General features: G+C 48.8%; 18 protein-coding genes. 10 read left to right on the forward strand and 8 right to left on the reverse strand.

The features are described from left to right. Window positions 1-214 precede the first annotated feature (214 nt). Window positions 215-661: a hypothetical protein gene (locus tag BAA01_05865; protein ID OUM84663.1), complete on the forward strand. Its 447-nt coding sequence runs from the start codon at window positions 215-217 to the stop codon at window positions 659-661. Between the two features lie 408 nt (window positions 662-1069). On the opposite strand, the gene BAA01_05870 is transcribed toward BAA01_05865, so the two are convergent. After that, a complete protein-coding gene (locus BAA01_05870) occupies window positions 1070-1573 on the reverse strand; it encodes a hypothetical protein (GenBank protein ID OUM84664.1) in 504 nt (167 codons plus the stop codon). 714 nt (window positions 1574-2287) lie between these two features. On the opposite strand from BAA01_05870, the gene BAA01_05875 reads away from it, so the two are divergent. Together BAA01_05875 and BAA01_05880 are read left to right on the forward strand one after the other, a co-directional pair. After that, on the forward strand, window positions 2288-2548 hold the full coding sequence (locus tag BAA01_05875; GenBank protein ID OUM84665.1) for a hypothetical protein: 261 nt from the start codon (window positions 2288-2290) through the stop codon (window positions 2546-2548). Window positions 2549-3094: 546 nt separating this feature from the next. After that, window positions 3095-4831, forward strand: a complete 1737-nt coding sequence (locus BAA01_05880) for a hypothetical protein (protein OUM84666.1) — start codon at window positions 3095-3097, stop codon at window positions 4829-4831. Window positions 4832-4963: 132 nt separating this feature from the next. Here the strand turns inward: BAA01_05880 and BAA01_05885 are convergent, their stop codons facing one another. From BAA01_05885 to BAA01_05900, 4 genes are all read right to left on the reverse strand, one after another. Beyond that, window positions 4964-5524 (reverse strand): glutathione peroxidase, encoded by a 561-nt coding sequence (locus tag BAA01_05885; protein ID OUM84667.1) that lies wholly within the window; start codon window positions 5522-5524, stop codon window positions 4964-4966. Window positions 5525-5760: 236 nt separating this feature from the next. Then, entirely contained in the window at window positions 5761-7722 is a 1962-nt protein-coding gene (locus BAA01_05890) for a hypothetical protein (GenBank protein ID OUM84668.1), read from the reverse strand. A gap of 84 nt (window positions 7723-7806) precedes the next feature. Further along, complete coding sequence (locus BAA01_05895) at window positions 7807-9414, reverse strand: hypothetical protein (protein ID OUM84669.1); 1608 nt, start codon at window positions 9412-9414, stop codon at window positions 7807-7809. 51 nt (window positions 9415-9465) lie between these two features. Beyond that, window positions 9466-9651, reverse strand: coding sequence for a hypothetical protein (locus BAA01_05900; GenBank protein ID OUM84670.1), 186 nt, complete (start codon window positions 9649-9651; stop codon window positions 9466-9468). 302 nt (window positions 9652-9953) lie between these two features. On the opposite strand from BAA01_05900, the gene BAA01_05905 reads away from it, so the two are divergent. The 3 genes from BAA01_05905 (at window position 9954) to BAA01_05915 (ending at window position 12101) form a co-directional block, all read left to right on the forward strand. Beyond that, the gene (locus BAA01_05905) at window positions 9954-10472 is read left to right on the forward strand and encodes a hypothetical protein (GenBank protein ID OUM84722.1); all 519 of its coding nucleotides are present in this window, start codon (window positions 9954-9956) and stop codon (window positions 10470-10472) included. Window positions 10473-10547: 75 nt separating this feature from the next. Then, window positions 10548-11426, forward strand: coding sequence for a hypothetical protein (locus BAA01_05910; GenBank protein OUM84671.1), 879 nt, complete (start codon window positions 10548-10550; stop codon window positions 11424-11426). A 6-nt stretch (window positions 11427-11432) separates the two neighbouring features. Then, a complete protein-coding gene (locus tag BAA01_05915) occupies window positions 11433-12101 on the forward strand; it encodes a hypothetical protein (protein OUM84672.1) in 669 nt (222 codons plus the stop codon). Window positions 12102-12246: 145 nt separating this feature from the next. On the opposite strand, the gene BAA01_05920 is transcribed toward BAA01_05915, so the two are convergent. Both BAA01_05920 and BAA01_05925 read right to left on the reverse strand, forming a co-directional pair. Continuing rightward, entirely contained in the window at window positions 12247-12801 is a 555-nt protein-coding gene (locus BAA01_05920; GenBank protein OUM84673.1) for a glutathione peroxidase, read from the reverse strand. Window positions 12802-12996: 195 nt separating this feature from the next. Beyond that, window positions 12997-13422, reverse strand: a complete 426-nt coding sequence (locus BAA01_05925) for a cupin (protein OUM84674.1) — start codon at window positions 13420-13422, stop codon at window positions 12997-12999. 244 nt (window positions 13423-13666) lie between these two features. Here BAA01_05925 and BAA01_05930 point away from each other — a divergent pair, with 244 nt between their 5' ends. Beyond that, entirely contained in the window at window positions 13667-14143 is a 477-nt protein-coding gene (locus tag BAA01_05930) for a diguanylate cyclase (GenBank protein OUM84723.1), read from the forward strand. Between the two features lie 268 nt (window positions 14144-14411). On the opposite strand, the gene BAA01_05935 is transcribed toward BAA01_05930, so the two are convergent. Next, window positions 14412-15551 (reverse strand): transposase, encoded by a 1140-nt coding sequence (locus BAA01_05935; protein OUM84675.1) that lies wholly within the window; start codon window positions 15549-15551, stop codon window positions 14412-14414. Between the two features lie 294 nt (window positions 15552-15845). Between BAA01_05935 and BAA01_05940 the strand changes: the two genes are divergently transcribed. The 3 genes from BAA01_05940 to BAA01_05950 all read left to right on the forward strand — a co-directional run bounded on the left by BAA01_05940 (window position 15846) and on the right by BAA01_05950 (window position 17910). After that, window positions 15846-16940: a transposase gene (locus tag BAA01_05940; GenBank protein OUM84676.1), complete on the forward strand. Its 1095-nt coding sequence runs from the start codon at window positions 15846-15848 to the stop codon at window positions 16938-16940. 162 nt (window positions 16941-17102) lie between these two features. Next, on the forward strand, window positions 17103-17300 hold the full coding sequence (locus BAA01_05945) for a hypothetical protein (GenBank protein ID OUM84677.1): 198 nt from the start codon (window positions 17103-17105) through the stop codon (window positions 17298-17300). A gap of 124 nt (window positions 17301-17424) precedes the next feature. Beyond that, window positions 17425-17910 carry a purine-nucleoside phosphorylase gene (locus BAA01_05950; GenBank protein ID OUM84724.1) on the forward strand — a complete coding sequence of 162 codons (486 nt, stop codon included), beginning with the start codon at window positions 17425-17427 and terminating at the stop codon, window positions 17908-17910. Window positions 17911-17958: the final 48 nt, after the last annotated feature.

Below are 17958 nucleotides of genomic sequence, written 5' to 3' on the forward strand. Positions count from 1 at the left end.
TGCACCCAGGGCTTTCTATTTTGAAAAGGGGTCAAATGCTTTTGTTGACGCCTTTCTTGGATCATCCTAAAATCCCAAGTTGCTGAAGAAGGTTATAACTTAAAACGTTCAAAATTTGTCTGGACTTTTGGGGAGCATTATAGTGTATATTTATTTTAACCTAGGTAAAGGGAGTCCTGGATAGTAAATACTGGAAGAGTAATAGGAGGAGAACATGGATTTATTTGCATGGAGCTTACTGGCTCAATTCATCGTTTTCATATATTTTGAAGTAACAACTTTAATGCCTCTGTATCCTTGGAACGACCTTTCCAAGTATTCCATGAAAGAAAAAGTTATTGAGGCTTCATCGAATGGTATCCTCTTAATCGTGTGCATCGGATTGTTTGCCTCAAAAATCAAATTTCTTGTTGGAATTGCAGTTCTTTTTTATTTCATCTTTTTACTGATGCAGCTGCTCACATGGTGGATGCCATACCTAACCGGGAAACACCTCAAACAATTCCCTAGATCGTTATACGAGTCTCATTTTGCTAACACAATAAAATTTTTACCTCCCATTAAAAATCACATTGTCCCAGACGCACAACATAACGTCCTACAATTACTTTCTTTGATTCAACTGCTGTTGTGCTTCTCTTTTTTTATTTCAATGGAATAATACTCTCATACTGGTTTATTGGTAAATAAAAATTGCTAAAAGCACAGGACGAATCATCGTTTTGATGTCTTCGTTTAAGTACCGCAACGCAATACGTTCGCCTCCCTTCCATTTCAGAATCGGTACATAAAAGTTTGTTGTTGACATAGAAACATCCCTCCTTATTTGTTAATTGAATAACGTATAGTATTAATCATTTCATGTGGTATCAAATTCCTACTTAAAAAGTTTTCAATTGATAAGTATTGCGTCCTGTTTCCTACTCACATGCAACTCCGTCGACATCTCTGTCTAATGCCTTCAACAACGTTCTCTTGGAATACCCTTACCGGCTTATCCAAAGGCATCAACCGCACTGCCTACCTTAAAACCCTATATTGCTCGATAATGGAAATGCCAACTGTCGTCCTAAATCCCAAGCAACTGTTTTTTCTTCGCAGTAAATTCTTCTTCGGTTATAATCCCCGGGTCCTTTAACTCTGAAAGCTTTTTCAGCTGTTCTACTACATCGTCCGTGCTTGTATTGGCCTGAACTTTACCCTGTCCCTGTTCATACTTCTTCTTTCTAATTTTTTCTTTCACGATTTCAGTCAACTTCTTTACATCTCCCTGATTGATCCACTTAACGCTAACCTTATTGTTTGAAGCATAAAAATTAAGTGAGTACCCAAGAATCCCTTTGCCCATCTCAAAAGAACTGATGTTTTCGTATGGGAAGACTTCCAAATTATAACCCATCAGTTTTTTTCCATAAAAAACTAGCCTTCTATCAGTTGCGATCAATACGCCATTCATGACTGTATCTTTTCCCATGAGTTTCGTTTCATATGCTCCTAAGACGGCCTCAAGAACTTGCTCACCAGGCTCCAAATGTTTCTTTGCTTCCTCCAAGATTTTGGGAAGTTTTGCCATAAGCGAATCCCCCTTTTTATCAAAATAAAACTAGTTTAAGTATTGAGACTACTCATGCCATATCTTGCCCGTATCATATCACCGGGCAATTCATAATTCTTTTGCAGCGGCAGGTTCACTCTGAATACTCACAACCAAGCCTTCGTAAGTCTTCTTTTTGCAGAATCTCTGGCGGATAAACCGGGTTGTCCACTCTCAAAATGACCTAGCTATTTTTTTGTATACGCGTCTCAGTTGAGCTTCGTTCACTTCCGGCCAGAGGGCCACAGCGATCAGACTGTTTTCCATGTCAGGCTGTCCGCGAACAATGACTAGATCGCCTTTTACGCTCTTCTGCCGGAATAGGATCACCAGCATGAATTATTCACATTTTCGGAATTGGTATGAGAGAAAATCCCTGTTCTTGAATTATTTTTTGGATTTCCTGTTCGATTAAGTTTATTGTGCGATTATATTGAGAATCAACTTTGCCATTCAATGCAGACTGGAGTTGACTGCGAAGTACGCCTTTTAACCTTTAAGCCGGAATATTTGGATAAGTATCGTCTGAGCTTCCGAGGAGGTAGTCGATGAAACAAAAAAAGTTTCAAGAGGGATCGTTAGAAAGAAACGAAACGTGTCTAAACAGTAGGTGAATAAATGAGAATGCTTTATTGCAACTTCGAGGAAATCGTTCTCGTCTAGATATCGTTAAAGAAAATGGAATATTGGGGGATGCTTGAACAACTTTTCGCAGAAGAGATTCGTGAAAAACTAGAGCTGGTTGCAGAGGAGTTGAACAGGATACTTACACAAAAATTCTGCACTGGCCGGCGGGCGATTATCTGGTATTTGGAAGAGGATGGCGAACGTGAGGTTCTTGGTAGGATTGTATTGTATGAGATGAGGCAGATCCGGCTATTAAGCGATGATGGTAAAATACATATCAATGCAAGTAAGATTTGTGATGTCGAAAAAGTAGAGTATTACAAATAAAATTACGGTTTTTGTCATTTTAATGTAGGATTTTTTGCGCGTATGTTGAAATTCTAATAGTAAGGGAGGATAACGGATGGACACAGGTTTTAGTGGAATAGTCGTCAACACACTTAGCGCACTAACTTTTTCGGTTTTAAAGGTTTTGTTTATTTACATGGTTATTCCTGTTATTATTGGTAATGTTTGTTCTTCGGTTGCTCGGGATCAGAGGGACGTTGCATAAAATTATTACGGCTATTGTGTCGTTTGTTTGCCTGATTATGATCCATCAATATGGATTTCCTGAACTTGTTGAAACATATGAGACGATAGTTAAACAATAAGTTTTATGTGAGAGGGTTACATACGTGGAAGCTCTTGCAGCTTCACTCATAATAACTGAATGAATTGGCCCTGGGTGAGCGGTATTCTGAAGGTTTCAGGATCCTGTGCACCCGGGGCTTTCTATTTCCAGGCCTTGCTATTTTGAAAATGGATCGACTTTTCTTGATTCAAACAAACATCACTCGATATAATAGTATGAAATGACTGGGAGAGGTTGCGATGTATACCAAGTTGTTCAGCGCTTCCGTCCATGGGATTGACGGGTACGTGGTGGAGGTGGAAGTGGACATTGCCAACGGCCTTCCCCACTTTGAGATCGTCGGCCTCCCGGACTCAGCGGTCCGTGAAGCCAGGGAAAGGGTTCGCTCCGCCATCCGCAACAGCCAGTTTGCCTTTCCCTTGCAGCGCATCACGGTCAACCTGGCGCCTGCCGACATAAAAAAGGAAGGTTCCGCCTTTGATCTGGCCATTGCCCTGGGAATTCTGATTGCAGACGGACAGTTGCCTTCCCAGGGTGATCGCGGCACAGTGTGGATTGGCGAGGTCGCGTTGGATGGCACGGTTCGATCGGTTCCCGGGGTTCTGTCGATGGTCATGGAAGCCAAGGCAAAGGGGTTTGAGCAGGTGGTGGTCCCTGCGGAAAACGGGGATGAGGCCAGACTGATTGAAGGCATCCGGGTGTTCCCCGTTCGCCATCTCCGGGATGCGGTGAGGCAGCTTTTTGGAGAGAATCCAGGAGAGCCGGTATCGGTCCAAGGGGTGCAAGCCGGCCAAGTACATACGGGGTATATACAAGGAAATCAAGAATCGTGGATGCAGAACCAAATCCAGCGGGTATCCGGTCAGGATGAAGAAGGTCACGGCAGTGAAGCGGGGCATGGAACGAGTGAAAAACCGAATCAGACGCTTCATCATCAAAAAGAGCCGTTGCAAAAGCCAAATGAGGCAATCCCGGAAGAGATGGTCGATCTGGCTGACATCAAGGGACAGTATCAGGCCAAACGGGCGTTGGTGGTGGCGGCGGCGGGAATGCACAACCTCCTGATGATCGGGCCGCCCGGTTCCGGGAAGACGATGCTGGCCCGGAGCCTGCCGGGAATCCTCCCGCCGCTTTCCATGGAGGAGGCCCTTGAGGTGACCAAAATTTACAGTGTGGCAGGGCTCTTAAAAGAACGGGGCCGCTTGATCCGGCAGAGGCCCTTTCGTGCGCCGCATCATTCGATTTCCCCGCCGGGCCTGATCGGAGGCGGGAACATCCCGCGGCCCGGAGAAGTGAGCCTGGCGCACCGGGGCGTGCTGTTTCTGGACGAGCTGCCCGAGTTTTCGCGCAGTGCGCTGGAGGTGTTGCGCCAACCCCTGGAGGATGGTGAGGTTACCCTCTCACGAGCCCGGATGACGCTGAGTTATCCCGCCGTTCTGACCCTTGTCTGTTCGCTCAATCCGTGTCCCTGCGGCTTTTTTGGGTCTGAGGATGAGCGGCATGCCTGCATCTGCACGCCCCACCAGATTCAGCGGTACCGGAGCAGGATTTCCGGACCTCTCCTGGACCGGATCGACATCCAGATCGAGGTGCCGCGAGTGGAATACCGCCAGCTTGCTGCCGATGAACCTGGGGAACGTTCGTCGGACATCCGCGAGCGATTGACACACGTCTGGCAGGTTCAGGAGGAACGGTTTCGGCAGGAACAAAACCAAAAGGGAAAATGGCCGATTCGTTTCAACGCGCAAATGTCTCCACGCCTGGTGAGGAAATATGTGGTACTCCACCCGGAAGCCAGGGATTTGCTGCGACAGGCGTTTGAAACGTTTGGCCTGAGCGCCCGCGCTCACGACCGGATTCTCAAAGTGGCCCGGACGATTGCCGACCTGGATGGATCGGAGCAGGTGGACATTCCGCATTTGGCGGAGGCCATCCAGTACCGCTGTCTGGATCGGGGGACGAATGGACAACCTTGAAAACAACTGGTTCCTCATCCATGGTCGGTAAGACATATCCTTATCGGCCACATTTTTCATCCAGACGTGATTTCCCTGTTTGCCGGAAGACAAGGGGAATGATCCCGCTTGCCCCGCAACCTCGTTGTTTGATTAAACGGCCGGCGTTTGAACCATTTGCGCGATATCCTGTTCAAAATCCAACGGTTCTTCTGTCGGTTCGTAACGGCGTACGACTTGGCCGTTCCGGTCGATCAGAAACTTGGTGAAATTCCACTTGATTTCATTTCCCAAATAGTATTCCGGGTACTTTTCGGCGATGAGTTGCTTCAACAATCTTCCGGGTGCGGTTTCTTCGTCAAACCCCTTAAACGGTGCCTGTTTTTTTAGGTATTGAAACAATGGGTGTGCGTTTGTTCCGTTCACCTCAATTTTTGCAAAGACCGGAAAAGTAACCCCGTAGTTCCGCTGGCAAAAGGCCACCGCTTCTTCGCTGGAACCAGGCTCCTGGCCGCCAAATTGGTTGCACGGAAAGCCCAACACTTCAAAACCATATTCCTTATACTTGTCATATAATTTTTGCAGGTCCTCGAATTGCGGTGTAAATCCGCATTTACTCGCCGTATTCACGATGAGCAGGACCTTACCCTTATAATCTTCCAGTGATTTTGTTTCTCCATGGGCTGTTTGTACCTCAAATTGATAGACGGACATCGGGTTCCCTCCTGTAGATTAGATTGATCCATCCATTTTATGATAATAATTATAAAAAAATACTTTTTTTAAATCAATATGGGAATGCAGGTTGCGCGTTCCAGAAAGGTCATCCAGTACCGCTGGCTGGATCGGAGCGCAAATTGAAAACCGGGGTCTCTCAGGAGAAACCCCGGCAACTTCATTGATTAAACCATTTTCGCGATATCTGGAAAAACCAGTTTGGAGATGTACGGCTATATCTCCAGCGCTGCCACGTAGCCTTCGTAGACCGCTTCCTCCAACGTGCGTGGAGCGAGGCAGTCCCCGACCTGTTTCACGATCGGAGCGATGCCTTTGATTTGTTCATACAGTTCGACGTTCGGAACCCGTCCATAAGAAAGCACGACGGTATCCCAGTCTTCGATTTGTTCTGTTTCATACGAGAACAGATTTCTCAAAATCACACGGTCATTGCAAATGCCGCCGAAATCAAAGTGCGGGAGAAGTTTGACGTTCAACGAATAAAGCCGCTTCAGATATTCATTCCGCAGATATTGGTGCACCTCCTCGCCGATATAAAGCTTGGCGGTCACCAAGGTGACCTCATGTCCTTTTTCGGCCAGAAAAACAGCTGCTTCGACGGCAGGCCAGTCACCCAAATAATCAAGCACCAGGACGCGTTGGCCGATTGCCGGTGAATGGCTGCCAAAAAGTTCGTCCACCATGATCAGCCGTGGATGATCCGCTCCTTCCACATGTGGAACATATGGTCTTGAACCGACGGCACAGATGATGGCATCCGCTTCCATTTCCGCCAATGCTTCACGGCTTGCCCGCTTCCCCAACATGAGGGTTACCTTGCTTAGCTCCAATTTGCGCGTATAGTTGTCCAGCATCGTTTCCGCTATTTCGCGGCGCATGGGCGCGCGGCGCATGGTTCTTAGCAATCCGCCGATGGCATCGGCCTGATCGACAAGCGTCACTTGATGGCCAAGCTCGGCTGCGGTCACGGCAGCTTGCAATCCCGCCGGGCCTGCACCCACGACGACAACGCGCTTTTCGGTTCTTGGACGTTGGACAAGCGGGAGCAGCTTTTCCTCCTTGCCGGCCATGGGATTCTGTACGCATCCAATGGTCAGGCCCTTATGATAATGGCCGATGCAAGCCTGATTGCAACCCAGACAGGCCGCAATCGAATGAAGCTCACCTTTCATGGCCTTGTTCGGCATCTCCGGATCCACAATCGTGGCGCGAGTCATGCCTACGACATCAGCCTGACCGGTGGCGATGATGCGTTCTGCTTCTGCCGGATCAAGCACGCGCGTGCCGACAAACACCGGCACTGCCCCGGCCATCCGGATTTTAAAGGCATAAGGGGCGTTATAACCGTGTTCCACGGGGGAGGGTGGCGCGATGTGCGTCGACCCGGCATACGTACTGGAGTCGCCAGAAGTCACATTGATGAAATCAATGCGGACCCGATCCACCAGGTATTGGACGATTTCCACCGAATCTTTCACGGTCAGCCCGTCCATGGTTTTTTCATCCGCACTCATGCGAATGCCAACCGTAAAGTCTTCTCCAACTTCTTCCCATACCCGTTCAATGACCTCGATGATAAAGCGCATGCGATTCTCAAAGGAACCGCCATAGTGATCCGTACGGTGGTTCGTGTGACTGGACCAGAACTGGGCCGGCAGATAGCCGTGGGAACAACAGATTTCCACGCCATCCAATCCGCCTTCCTTCGCCAGTTTTGCCGACAAAGCGAAACCATCGATCACCTCTTTAATTTCTTCAAGGTTCATCGGTTTAGGAACGACCGAAAAGCGTAAGCTGGGTTCGGCCGATGGAGCCCAGGCGGCGTTGCGGTAGTCGCTGGAAACCACTTCTCTTCCGCCGTGAAACAATTGCGAAAATACCTTTGTACCATATTGATGCAATTCTTCCGCCAATTTGACGTAGGCCGGTACGATCCGCTCATCATACCCGGCAATGGTGCTGGTGGTGAGCATGCCGGAAGGATGCACGGCCGCCGCTTCGAGGACGATAAGGCCGACCCCGCCTTTGGCCCGCGCCACATGATAGGCTGTCATTTCCGAGGTGGGAATGCCATCTTTCACATGGTTCGTTTGGTGAGCCGTTACCATAATCCGGTTTTTAAGTTCTATATTGCCAATTTTTACACTACTGAACAGATTCTTGAAATTGTCCAATATCCATTCCTCCTTTTTACACCTTTTGTGTCAAAAGGAATCGGCAGATTGTCTGATTGGGCCATTGTCTGATAGGCCGTTGTCTTATTGGGCCATCGTAAAGGGCCAGTAATAAAAGACGAAGGTGAATAGGATCAGAGCAACTCCGCTGAACACCAAAACGTAAGGATATTTTTTGGTTACGGACATTTCCTTGTCTTCATCCGGCGAGACAACCCTTGTCGTGATCATTTCACGGAACGCCTTTTCTTCTTCTGTGACACTGCCGAACTTGGAACCGATCATCATTGCGGCGCTGGCCAACACCACACCGATAATCACAGGGTGCAAATAGACAGGGAGCTCAACGCCCAATTTTTTCAGAATTTCCCCGAGGAAAACACCTAGGAAACCGAAAATAATGCTCCAAAAGGCGCCATTTTCCGTGACCTTCTTGGAATATACGCTGGCCACCGCCACCGGTCCCCAAGAAGCCGCGAACAAGGTAGCCGCAAAATAACCGATCCACATAATGGAAGGCGGTTGCCACAAACCGACCAATAGGATAATCACGCTTACGACGAACATGACGATGCGGCTCCATCTTAACAACTGTGCATCAGAATAGGTTTTGTTTCGGGCTTGCTCCATCAGATCGCGGGTAAAGCTGTTTCCTATCAATTGCAAGAAGCTTGCGCACGAAGAAAGACCGGCTGCAAAGATTCCGGTGATGATAATCACGCCTAACCATGTCGGCACGACATTCATCGCCGCCCATATAAACGCTTTTTCCGAAGGTTTAATGCTGTCGTTGATGGTCGCAATCGCCGATACGCTTAGATGCAAGAACAGATAAATGGTCAAAATGGAAATGGTGGCCAGTACCCCCGAACGAATCACCACGTGCTCATTTTTGGCCATCAAATAACGGCTGCTTTGCCACGGACTGATCGCGACCACAGCGCCCCAAACCAAACCTAAAATGATGGCCCAAACCAAAGCTTCCATCGGTGTCCCCATGTAGGCATTCGGCCCCGTCAAGCCATGCCAGCTCAACATATCCGGCCGGGAGGGCAGGCTAGCAGCCTTCACGATCGCTTCCGGAAAACCGCCCGCCGCGTGGAAGATGAAGGGAAGTGACAAGTAAGTGGCAAAGGAAAAAATCATAAACATGATCGTGTCATTGACGAGAACGCCCCTTGCCCCTGAAAGGATGGTAAAAGAGGAGTATGCGATCCATGTGATGATCAAAGCCGCGGCATAGGATACATTCAACAGTTCCGAAAGGATGACAGCCACTCCCTGCGTCACTGCCACCAAATACGCTGAGATGCCTAATATGGTCGTCACCGCTGCCGCGGAGCGCACCTTGTTCGAATGAAAGCGCCTTCCAAAAAACTCTGGAACAGTCAATGAACGGCTCCGCCTCAAATACCTCCCAAACAAAAACACTCCTAAAACGTAACCGCTGGCGTTAAAAATGACCAAAATGAGCAACAAAATGGGATACCCGTCATAAGAGAATCCAACTTCACCCATAAATGAAACGGTGCTTACGAAAGAAGCGACCAACGTGCCGGTCACCATGAGTGTCGAACCGTTGCGGCCTGACACGTAATATTCTTCTGAGGTCTTGACTCGGCGGGAAAGATAAACGCCCAGTGCGATATAAATCATGAATGAACATAAAACCCCTATGGTATAAACCATCAATATGTCCCTTCCTTCCTTTTCGTGTTGGCCGAGCATGTGCGTATCCGCAGGCTATGTTTGTATTCGTCGGCCATATTTGTATTCGTCGACCAAATTTGCATTCGCCGGCGATGCTTGATCACGTACATCGGTGACCTTCGGCTTGTCTACATCCATCTTTTTAAGCAAGATCTGAACGACAATGCCGATAATGATCAAGGAACCCCCATACATGACGGAAAAAATAAATTCTCCCATGTTTTTCATCACCTCCGGGATAGAATATAATCAAGAGTGGAAACACTGCGTAAACAACAAAAATAAATCAAGCGTTGTCTATTTATATCCGGAAAAATGATCACTCAAAAGCCATGATTCATTAAATCATCCTCCCCTGTGATATATTATGATTAAATTTAAACTAAGGTTAATTAAGTAATACTTAATTAAGTACATATTAAAAATTAATATACAACATTATCTAAAGTCAAGGGGATTGCGAATTGGACAAAAACAAAACGATTGGTGAAAAAATCAGGCAGATTCGGCGCTCAAAAGGAATGACCATCAATGAAGTGGCAAAAAAGTCTGGGTTGACAGCCAGCTTTATCAGCCAGTTTGAGCGAGGATTGACCAAAGCCTCCATTGCTTCCATCCAGAAAATGGCGCAGGCGCTTGGAATCAACTTATCCCAGCTGTTTGACGACGATGATGATTCAACGTCACAAGACATCCGACCCTATCCGATCATTGTCAGGAAATCAAGCCGAAAAAAGTTGTCATATCCGTCCCCTGAAAATACGGTTGATTATTTGCTGACAGAGTTGGGCAGCAAATTTGAGGTGATCTACTCGCGCGTCGATCCCGGCGGCGGCAGCGGCGAACCCTATACGCACGACAGTGATGAAGAGTGTATCATTGTGATTCGCGGCAAAATGGAAATAAACATTGGCGGAAATCGATACATACTCGAAGAAGGGGATGCCATCACGTTTTGCAGCCGTATCCCGCACGGCTGGAGGAATATTGGTTCTGAACCAGCGGAATTGATTTGGGTGATTTCTCCACCTACTTTCTGATGGCGTGATATAATCTACTGTGACTGAGATGAATCAGTGTGACTGAAATGAATCCGCCCATAGGAGATGACCGGAGTGAATGTCAGGACCGGGACAGCCTTTGCCCTCCTTTCTTTTATCTGGGGTTCAACGTATTTGTTCATCAAAATCGGTTTGGCCTACTGGCCGCCTTTTCTTTTGGCCTCGCTGCGAAATCTGTTGGCATGTGTGGCGGTGGTTTTACTTGTCATGGCACTGGGGAAACCATCGCCCAAGTCGTGGCGCCAATGGTGGCCGCCGCTGTTGTTTGCGCTGTTTAACGGTTCAGCCTTTGCGCTGATCTTTTGGGGACAGCAGTACATCCCTTCGGGGGAGGCGGCTGTCCTGGTGGGCACCATGCCGCTGTTCAGCCTTTTCCTCGCTGTCGTTTGGAACAAGGAGCGGATATCCTGGTTCCAGTTCCTTGCCGTCATCATGGGGATCCTGGGTGTGGTGTTTGCGACGGAGGTGTACAAGGGGGGATGGTCGCCGCAAAACGCCATTCAGCTGTTGGCCGAAACGGCCATGATTGGCGCGGCTTGTTTCTATGCCATTTCCTATGCGATCAACAAGCGGTATTTCGCTGGGGACATCTATTGGAACACGGCCATTCATCTGGGGGCTTCAGGCGTGTATTTGCTGTGCTTGTCGATCTTTTTGGATCGGCCTGTGCAGCTCGCTTCCGTGGACATGACCGGCTGGTGGGCATTGTTGTATCTGGCCATACCTGGTTCCGCGCTGGCCTACTGGTTGATGTTTTATTTGATCAAACACCTGGACAGCGTGACCGTGTCGTATGTTACGCTCATTAACCCGATCGTGGCGGTCATTCTGGGCGTCCTGGTTTTAAGCGAGCCGTTGACAGGCGCGATCATTCTGGGAACGGCGCTTGTCACGGCAGGGGCATGGCTGGTGAGCCTTCCGAAAGAGAGGTGAGTCCTCATGTGCGGCCGTTTTACGCTGTTTGCGCCGGCGGAACGGATCATCCGGCGATTTGGGTTGACGACGTTTCCCGAGGCGTATGTCAAGCGGTACAATATTGCGCCTTCGCAACCTGTCCTGGCTGTCATCCATGACGGAAAAGAAAACCGCGCCGGCTTTCTCCGTTGGGGGCTGATTCCCTCCTGGGCGAATGATGAAAAGATCGGCTACAAGCTCATCAACGCCAGGGCGGAGACGCTGGGGGAAAAGCGGAGCTTTCAGGAAGCGGCGCAGAAACGGCGCTGCCTGATCATCGCGGACGGCTTTTACGAATGGAAAAGGGAGGGGAACCGGAAACAGCCGGTCCGCGTCCAGCTGAAAACGGGCGAACTGTTTGCCATGGCCGGGCTGTGGGAGCGGTGGCAATCGCCGAATGGGGAGGTGCTTTATACCTGTGCCATCGTGACCACTGAAGCCAACGACCTTCTTCGCCCGTTTCATCCGCGGATGCCTGTCATTCTGCCTGCGAAGTTTGAAGCGAGGTGGCTGGATCGGTCGGCGCGAGATCTGTCTGACTTGCAACCTCTTTTGAAGCCGTACATGGCGGAGGAGATGCTGGTCTATCCCGTATCGGATCGCGTCAATTCGGCTGCATATGACGGGCCGGATTTGATTGAGCCCGTGGAGTGAGCCGCCCACTCTGATGACGTATTCCAGCGATTCCTCCATGATGCCTCCATGATGGGGCGGTATGGAAGCCATTTCCGCAACAAACTGAGGGCAAGGGGGACGACCCCCTTGCCCTCTCTTGGCTTGTGTACGATTTTGTGTACAATTATGGAGCTTGAACCAATTGCGCGATGTCCTGTTCAAAATTCATCGGTTCCTCGTACGGTTCATAGCGGCGCGTGACTTGTCCGTTGCGATCGATCAGGAATTTGGTGAAATTCCACTTGATTTCATTTCCCTCATAGAATTCCGGGTAATTTTCGGCTACAAATTCTTTTATCCTTTTCCCGCGCGGGTTTTCTTCGTCAAACCCTTTAAACGGCGCTTGGTTTTTTAGATATTGGAACAACGGATGCGCGTTCGGCCCGTTTACCTCGACTTTCGCAAACACTGGAAACGTCACGCCGTAATTCACTTGACAAAAGGCCGCCGCTTCTTCGCTGGTACCCGGCTCCTGGCCGCCAAATTGGTTGCACGGGAACGCCAACACTTCAAAATCGTGTTCCTTGAACTTGTCATACAATTTTTGCAGACCTTCGTATTGCGGCGTAAATCCGCATTTGCTGGCCGTATTCACGATGAGCAGCACTTTTCCCTTGTACTCGCTCAGCGATTTGGTTTCCCCGTTGACGGTTTGCACATCAAATTGATGGACAGACATGCTTTCCCTCCTATGGCAATTTGTTGGTCCCAAGCGTTGTCAGCAAACATAATAAACAAAAATATATCATTAATCAATCATCAATATGATTTTCTATGTTGGTAATATAGATAAAGCTGGGTTGCTTTTGTATGTACCCAGCTTTTTGTATGACTAAAATATCCGGGTGGACCAGATGAAGCTTTCATGTACGGTTTACCAGTTAATCGGCCCCTCAACGATTTCCCCGTCAGTCATGGTCCAGGTGGTCAAGCTGTCTTTGGCTGCTTGGATGCAGATATAATACAAATCCTCCGTCGAATTGTTGCGAAAGGCTCGCACGCCTTCTGGCGCGATGCGGATGACGGAACCTTCCTGGATGTCAATGATCTGGCCGTCCACCTGAAATTGTCCCTTTCCTTTGACGAAGAAGTATACTTCCTCGTTGTTCTTATGTTTGTGCAGGAATGGGGCTTCTCCTCCCGCCGGGACCTTGTTGACCGAGATCTCCATGCCGGTCAGGTTCAGGATGTTTTTGAGGAAGACTTTTGCTCTTTTGTTGTACTGGTCCAGGTTGGCCAGCTCGCCGAGATGTGTCGCCGTGAAATGCGGTCCTTCGATGACAGGGGGTTTTTTGTCCATGAGAGTTCCCTCCTAATGGAAAAATTGTAAAAGGGCATTGTGCCGCCATGTGGAAAGGAATGGTTAACCATTTTCATTGTACACAATATGTTCTGAAAAATAAAGAAAAACCATCCTACAGTCTGTTGGTCGGGTGTTCTGAATGAACCGCATTGGGATGGACTTTTTACGAAAGTTTGTCTATCATGACGTCAGGGAGAGCATCTGCAGAACTTTGATCAAAAAGAGAAAGGGGTATGTGAAGATGGATCCTCAAGCAAAAAAGACGGCTTTGCGCGGGATTACATATGGCTTGTATATTGTTGGAACCAAGGATGAGAATGGCGTCAATGGCTTTGCGGGGAACTGGCTGACGCAAACCTCCTTTGAGCCGCCTTTGGTGGCTTTGGCTGTCAAGGCGGGAACCCGTTCCCAGGAGCAAATTGCCAAAAGCGGCGTCTTCAGCGTCAATGTGCTCGAAACGGGACAGAAGGAAATGGTCACCGCCTTTTTCCGTTCCCTCGAACCGGAAGGCAACAAGCTGGCAGGGTACGAGTTCTACACGGAAAAGACGGGATGCCCGATCTTCAAGGATGCGCTGCGTTTCTTCGAGTGCCAAGTCGTGGAGAAGGTGGAAAAGGGCGATCACTACATCTACGTGGGTGAAGTGATCAACGCCGGCGTGCACCGGGATGGGGAACCGATGACCCTGAAAGAGACCGGTTTTTATTACGGAGGATAATTTTGGAAAAGCAAGCCTCCTGGCTTACATGCCGGGAGGTTTTGTTGATTCCGTAGCAGTTAAAAATTGATATGCGACAAGCAGGAATGTTCCAGTATTTACTTCAATACAGTAGCGTTACATAAAAACGCATAAGACTATTACACGAATATTCAATCATCCCGTTCTTGCTTAAAATTGCTAAAAGGACAAAGACCATATAAAGGTGGTGCTGTCCATCGTTTGGTAAATATATCCATTTAGATAAAGGCAACGACGACAAGCTTGTTTAGGAAGGGACTCCCCTGGTCTCCTTCATGCTACGAAACCGAATCCGCCGAAACCATTTCTCATAAGGCTGCCACAACAGTGCTTCTAACCATCGTTTGAGTTGTAGTAGTGATTGTTTCGCGTTGGTTTCTAATTGCACAAGGACAAGCAGACAAAAGGCAATCAATGCCATGAAGATCTGATTTTGAACCGCCTTTTCACTTGTACCGTAAAAGTTCTTGATGCGCACATGTTGCTTGAGCCACTTGAAAAACAGTTCGATCACCCATCGAGAACGGTAAATGTCACCCATCTCTTCTGCGCTGAGGTCAAAGCGATTGGTAATGATGCGAATCATGTTCCCTTTCGAATCAACCGTTTCGATCAATCGGTACACATGCTCCGTTCGCTTCTGGGGTGTACCCATGACCACCATGGCATCCGAGAGGATGGGACTACCCTCTGGCACAGAGAACGTTTGGAGCACCCGGATGACCGCATTTTTCTTCAGGCGGGAGGCGAAGAAAATGCCTTCATCGCAAAATCGGTCAAACCGTTCATAATCAACATACCCACGGTCAAAGATGTACATGGCTTCCTTCTCATCGACCAGGACTTCAAGTTGCGTGTGGTCATGGACATGAGCCGGCGTGACGATGGCCTTTTCCGGGTACACCGTGTCCTTGTCCATGAAGACCAGGCGCAAGTGCAATTTGACACCGGCCTTGGTCTTTCGAAAAGTGGCCCATCTGTAATGGGTCAAACATAAAGGCACCGTGGTCGAGTCGATGATTTTCAGAGGAAGCCTCATGAACCGTGCGCCTTGTTGATAGTACCGGATTTGCTGGACGAGATCGAAAAACACAAGGGCTAAAAGCGCTGGTTCGATGTCATTGTTTTTTCTTGAAAGTTGAGAAGCGCTAATGGAATCCAGTCCTAGTGCTTTTTGAAAATCTTCGTCCAACAGGCCGGCTGAAATGGCCCGCAAACTTTCTTTTTCATGCAGGTGAGCATGGAGAAAAAGCAACAGGTAAGCTTTCGTCGTGAGTTTCTTGGTGTACTTGTCTTGTTGGATGGCTTGCACCTGTTCGTCAAGTTTTAAAAAATTGATTGGCGCAACCCATTTACCAAAGGATGAAAGTAGTGTATTCTTGTCCATATCCGTGCTTCCTTTACAATGGATTTGGACAGGAACCACCCTGTACATCCATTGTAAAGGATTTTTTTGTTAGCAAAACAATCGAAATGTGAAGGTTCCTAGAATTATTAATTATCGGGTTCAATTAGTGCAACGCTAGTGACTTCAATATTAATTATAAAAACCGGCGAGGGTCTGGGAGGGGCAATAAAACCCACTCCTTCATGGGTGGGATACATGGACCCCTCCCGGCAAACATTTGTTCCATCTTCCTCTCCCATGGTATCATAAGGACAAGGAAAGAAGGTGGAACAAATGCACAAGGCGTACCGGTTTCGCATCTACCCAAACAGGACGCAACGTGATCTCATCCATAAGACGTTCGGATGTTGCAGATACGTCTTCAAACACTTCCTTGCCAGACGGAAGGAAGTATACGAGACGGAAGGAAAGACACTTGGGTATAATGCCTGCTCCGCTTTGCTTACCCGTCTCAAGAGAGATCTGGATTGGCTCAAGGAACCGGATGCCACGGCGTTGCAGACAGAACTGCGGCATCTGGATGATGCCTTCAAACGGTTTTTCCGGGAAAAGAAAGGCTACCCACGCTTCAAAAGCCGGAAAAACCCGGTGCAATCCTACACATCCAAAAACAACAAGGGAACCATTGCCATCCAAGGCAACCGGATTCGCCTTCCCAAACTGGGGTGGGTCAGGTTTGCCAGGTCCCGCGAGGTCAAGGGCCGGATCATCTCCGCCACCATCCGGCGGAACCCGACGGGAAAATACTTTGTGTCGGTGCTGGTGGAGACGGAGATTCAACCGTTACCCGCTTGTGATAGTAAAGTGGGCATTGACCTTGGCGTAAAGAACTTTGCCGTCCTTTCCACCGGTGAGGTCATTGCCAATCCGAAACATCTGCACAAACATGGACAACAGTTGATCCGCTGGCAGCGCATCCTTTCCCGCCGAACCCAAGGTGGAAGGCGATGGGAGAAGGCCCGCCTGAAGGTGGCCCGTCTGCATGAGAAAGTGTCCAACTGCCGAAGGGACTTTCTGCACAAGCTGTCGACCAGGCTGATTCGCGAGAACCAAGTGATCTGCCTGGAGGACCTGCAGGTGCAGCATATGCAAAAGAACCACCGGCTGGCCAAGTCTATTTCTGATGCATCCTGGGCAACGTTCCGTTCCATGCTGGAATACAAGGCGAATTGGTACGGACGAAGCCTCGTGCTTGTGGCCAGGACATTTCCATCAAGCCAGCTTTGTTCCACATGCGGATACCGGAACAAAGAAGTGAAAAACCTTGGCTTGAGAGCATTGACATGCCCAGAGTGTGGTACTCACCACGACAGGGATGTCAATGCCGCAAGGAACATATTGCAGGAAGGCTTGCGTCTGTTGGCCTAGCCAACTGAACCGTGGGGCACAAGGGGATCGCTCGGTCAAGAAGCGACCGTTGGGTCGCTGTTCCCGAGAATCCCACGGCTTAAAGCCGTGTGGAGTGTCAAGTATGTTTCCATCCATTGCTGGGCATCCTTTTCTTCAAAATCGGATTGAGGAGGATGTTCCGTGGCTGATGAAAAGAAAAAGCGGCAGAATGATTCTTTATGGGAAGGCAGAGACGAGATGTTCATGGACATCGATCGGATGGTGAACGAAGGGCTTGGAGGAGGGTGGGTCAGCAATCAAACGGGGATCATTGAGGATACGACGACTGATTCCATGGATGAGGAGAATGAGAAGGGGAAGAACTTGAAAAGACCGTGAAGAGGAGCAGAATCGGTCATCGATCGACGAAACCGTCAGGGAACCCTGGTGTGTCCTGACGGTTTTGTTTTTGGTTTGGTTTTGTTATTTTAATTTTAAATTTGGCATTGGGAGGACGTCGGCTTTGGAAAAGAAAAAGAGGAAAATATTGGTCAGTGCCTGCCTGTTGGGCCATGATGTGACATATGACCATGGAAACAATATGTGCCATGATCCGCGTTTTCAAAAATGGTACCGGGAGGGGCGTTTTGTTGTCATCTGTCCGGAGGTCATGGGGGGCCTCCCCACTCCCCGTCCTCCGGCGGAAATTCAAGGTGACCGCGTCGTGAACATCGAAGGTGTCGATGTGACGGAGCAATTCCAGATTGGCGCTGAGGCGGCGTTGGCCCTGGCGAAGCAGTTTGACGTCGCGCTGGCCATCCTCAAACAGCGAAGTCCGTCCTGCGGCAGTTCATTCATTTATGACGGGACGTTTACAGGCACGAAGATACCGGGTGAAGGAGTCACCGCTGCCCTGCTGCGAAAACATGGGTTTAAAGTATATGGGGAAGATCAATTGGACGAGGTGGAGAAGGAGCTGGCACGGATTGAGGGGGATGCCGAAGCATGAAGAAACCGGACTCGGTGCGAGTCCGGTTTCAATCCGTGAAGGCTTGAA

The organism is Bacillus thermozeamaize (genome assembly GCA_002159075.1).
GTDB lineage: Bacteria > Bacillota > Bacilli > ZCTH02-B2 > ZCTH02-B2 > Bacillus_BB > Bacillus_BB thermozeamaize.

Coding starts and splice junctions, on each gene's coding strand:
- BAA01_05865 (OUM84663.1), top strand. CDS start 215: ATGGATTTATTTGCATGGAGCTTACTGGCTCAATTCATCGTTTTCATA.
- BAA01_05870 (OUM84664.1), bottom strand. CDS start 1,573: ATGGCAAAACTTCCCAAAATCTTGGAGGAAGCAAAGAAACATTTGGAG.
- BAA01_05875 (OUM84665.1), top strand. CDS start 2,288: ATGCTTGAACAACTTTTCGCAGAAGAGATTCGTGAAAAACTAGAGCTG.
- BAA01_05880 (OUM84666.1), top strand. CDS start 3,095: ATGTATACCAAGTTGTTCAGCGCTTCCGTCCATGGGATTGACGGGTAC.
- BAA01_05885 (OUM84667.1), bottom strand. CDS start 5,524: ATGTCCGTCTATCAATTTGAGGTACAAACAGCCCATGGAGAAACAAAA.
- BAA01_05900 (OUM84670.1), bottom strand. CDS start 9,651: ATGGGAGAATTTATTTTTTCCGTCATGTATGGGGGTTCCTTGATCATT.
- BAA01_05905 (OUM84722.1), top strand. CDS start 9,954: ATGACCATCAATGAAGTGGCAAAAAAGTCTGGGTTGACAGCCAGCTTT.
- BAA01_05915 (OUM84672.1), top strand. CDS start 11,433: ATGTGCGGCCGTTTTACGCTGTTTGCGCCGGCGGAACGGATCATCCGG.
- BAA01_05920 (OUM84673.1), bottom strand. CDS start 12,801: ATGTCTGTCCATCAATTTGATGTGCAAACCGTCAACGGGGAAACCAAA.
- BAA01_05925 (OUM84674.1), bottom strand. CDS start 13,422: ATGGACAAAAAACCCCCTGTCATCGAAGGACCGCATTTCACGGCGACA.
- BAA01_05930 (OUM84723.1), top strand. CDS start 13,667: ATGGATCCTCAAGCAAAAAAGACGGCTTTGCGCGGGATTACATATGGC.
- BAA01_05935 (OUM84675.1), bottom strand. CDS start 15,551: ATGGACAAGAATACACTACTTTCATCCTTTGGTAAATGGGTTGCGCCA.
- BAA01_05940 (OUM84676.1), top strand. CDS start 15,846: ATGCACAAGGCGTACCGGTTTCGCATCTACCCAAACAGGACGCAACGT.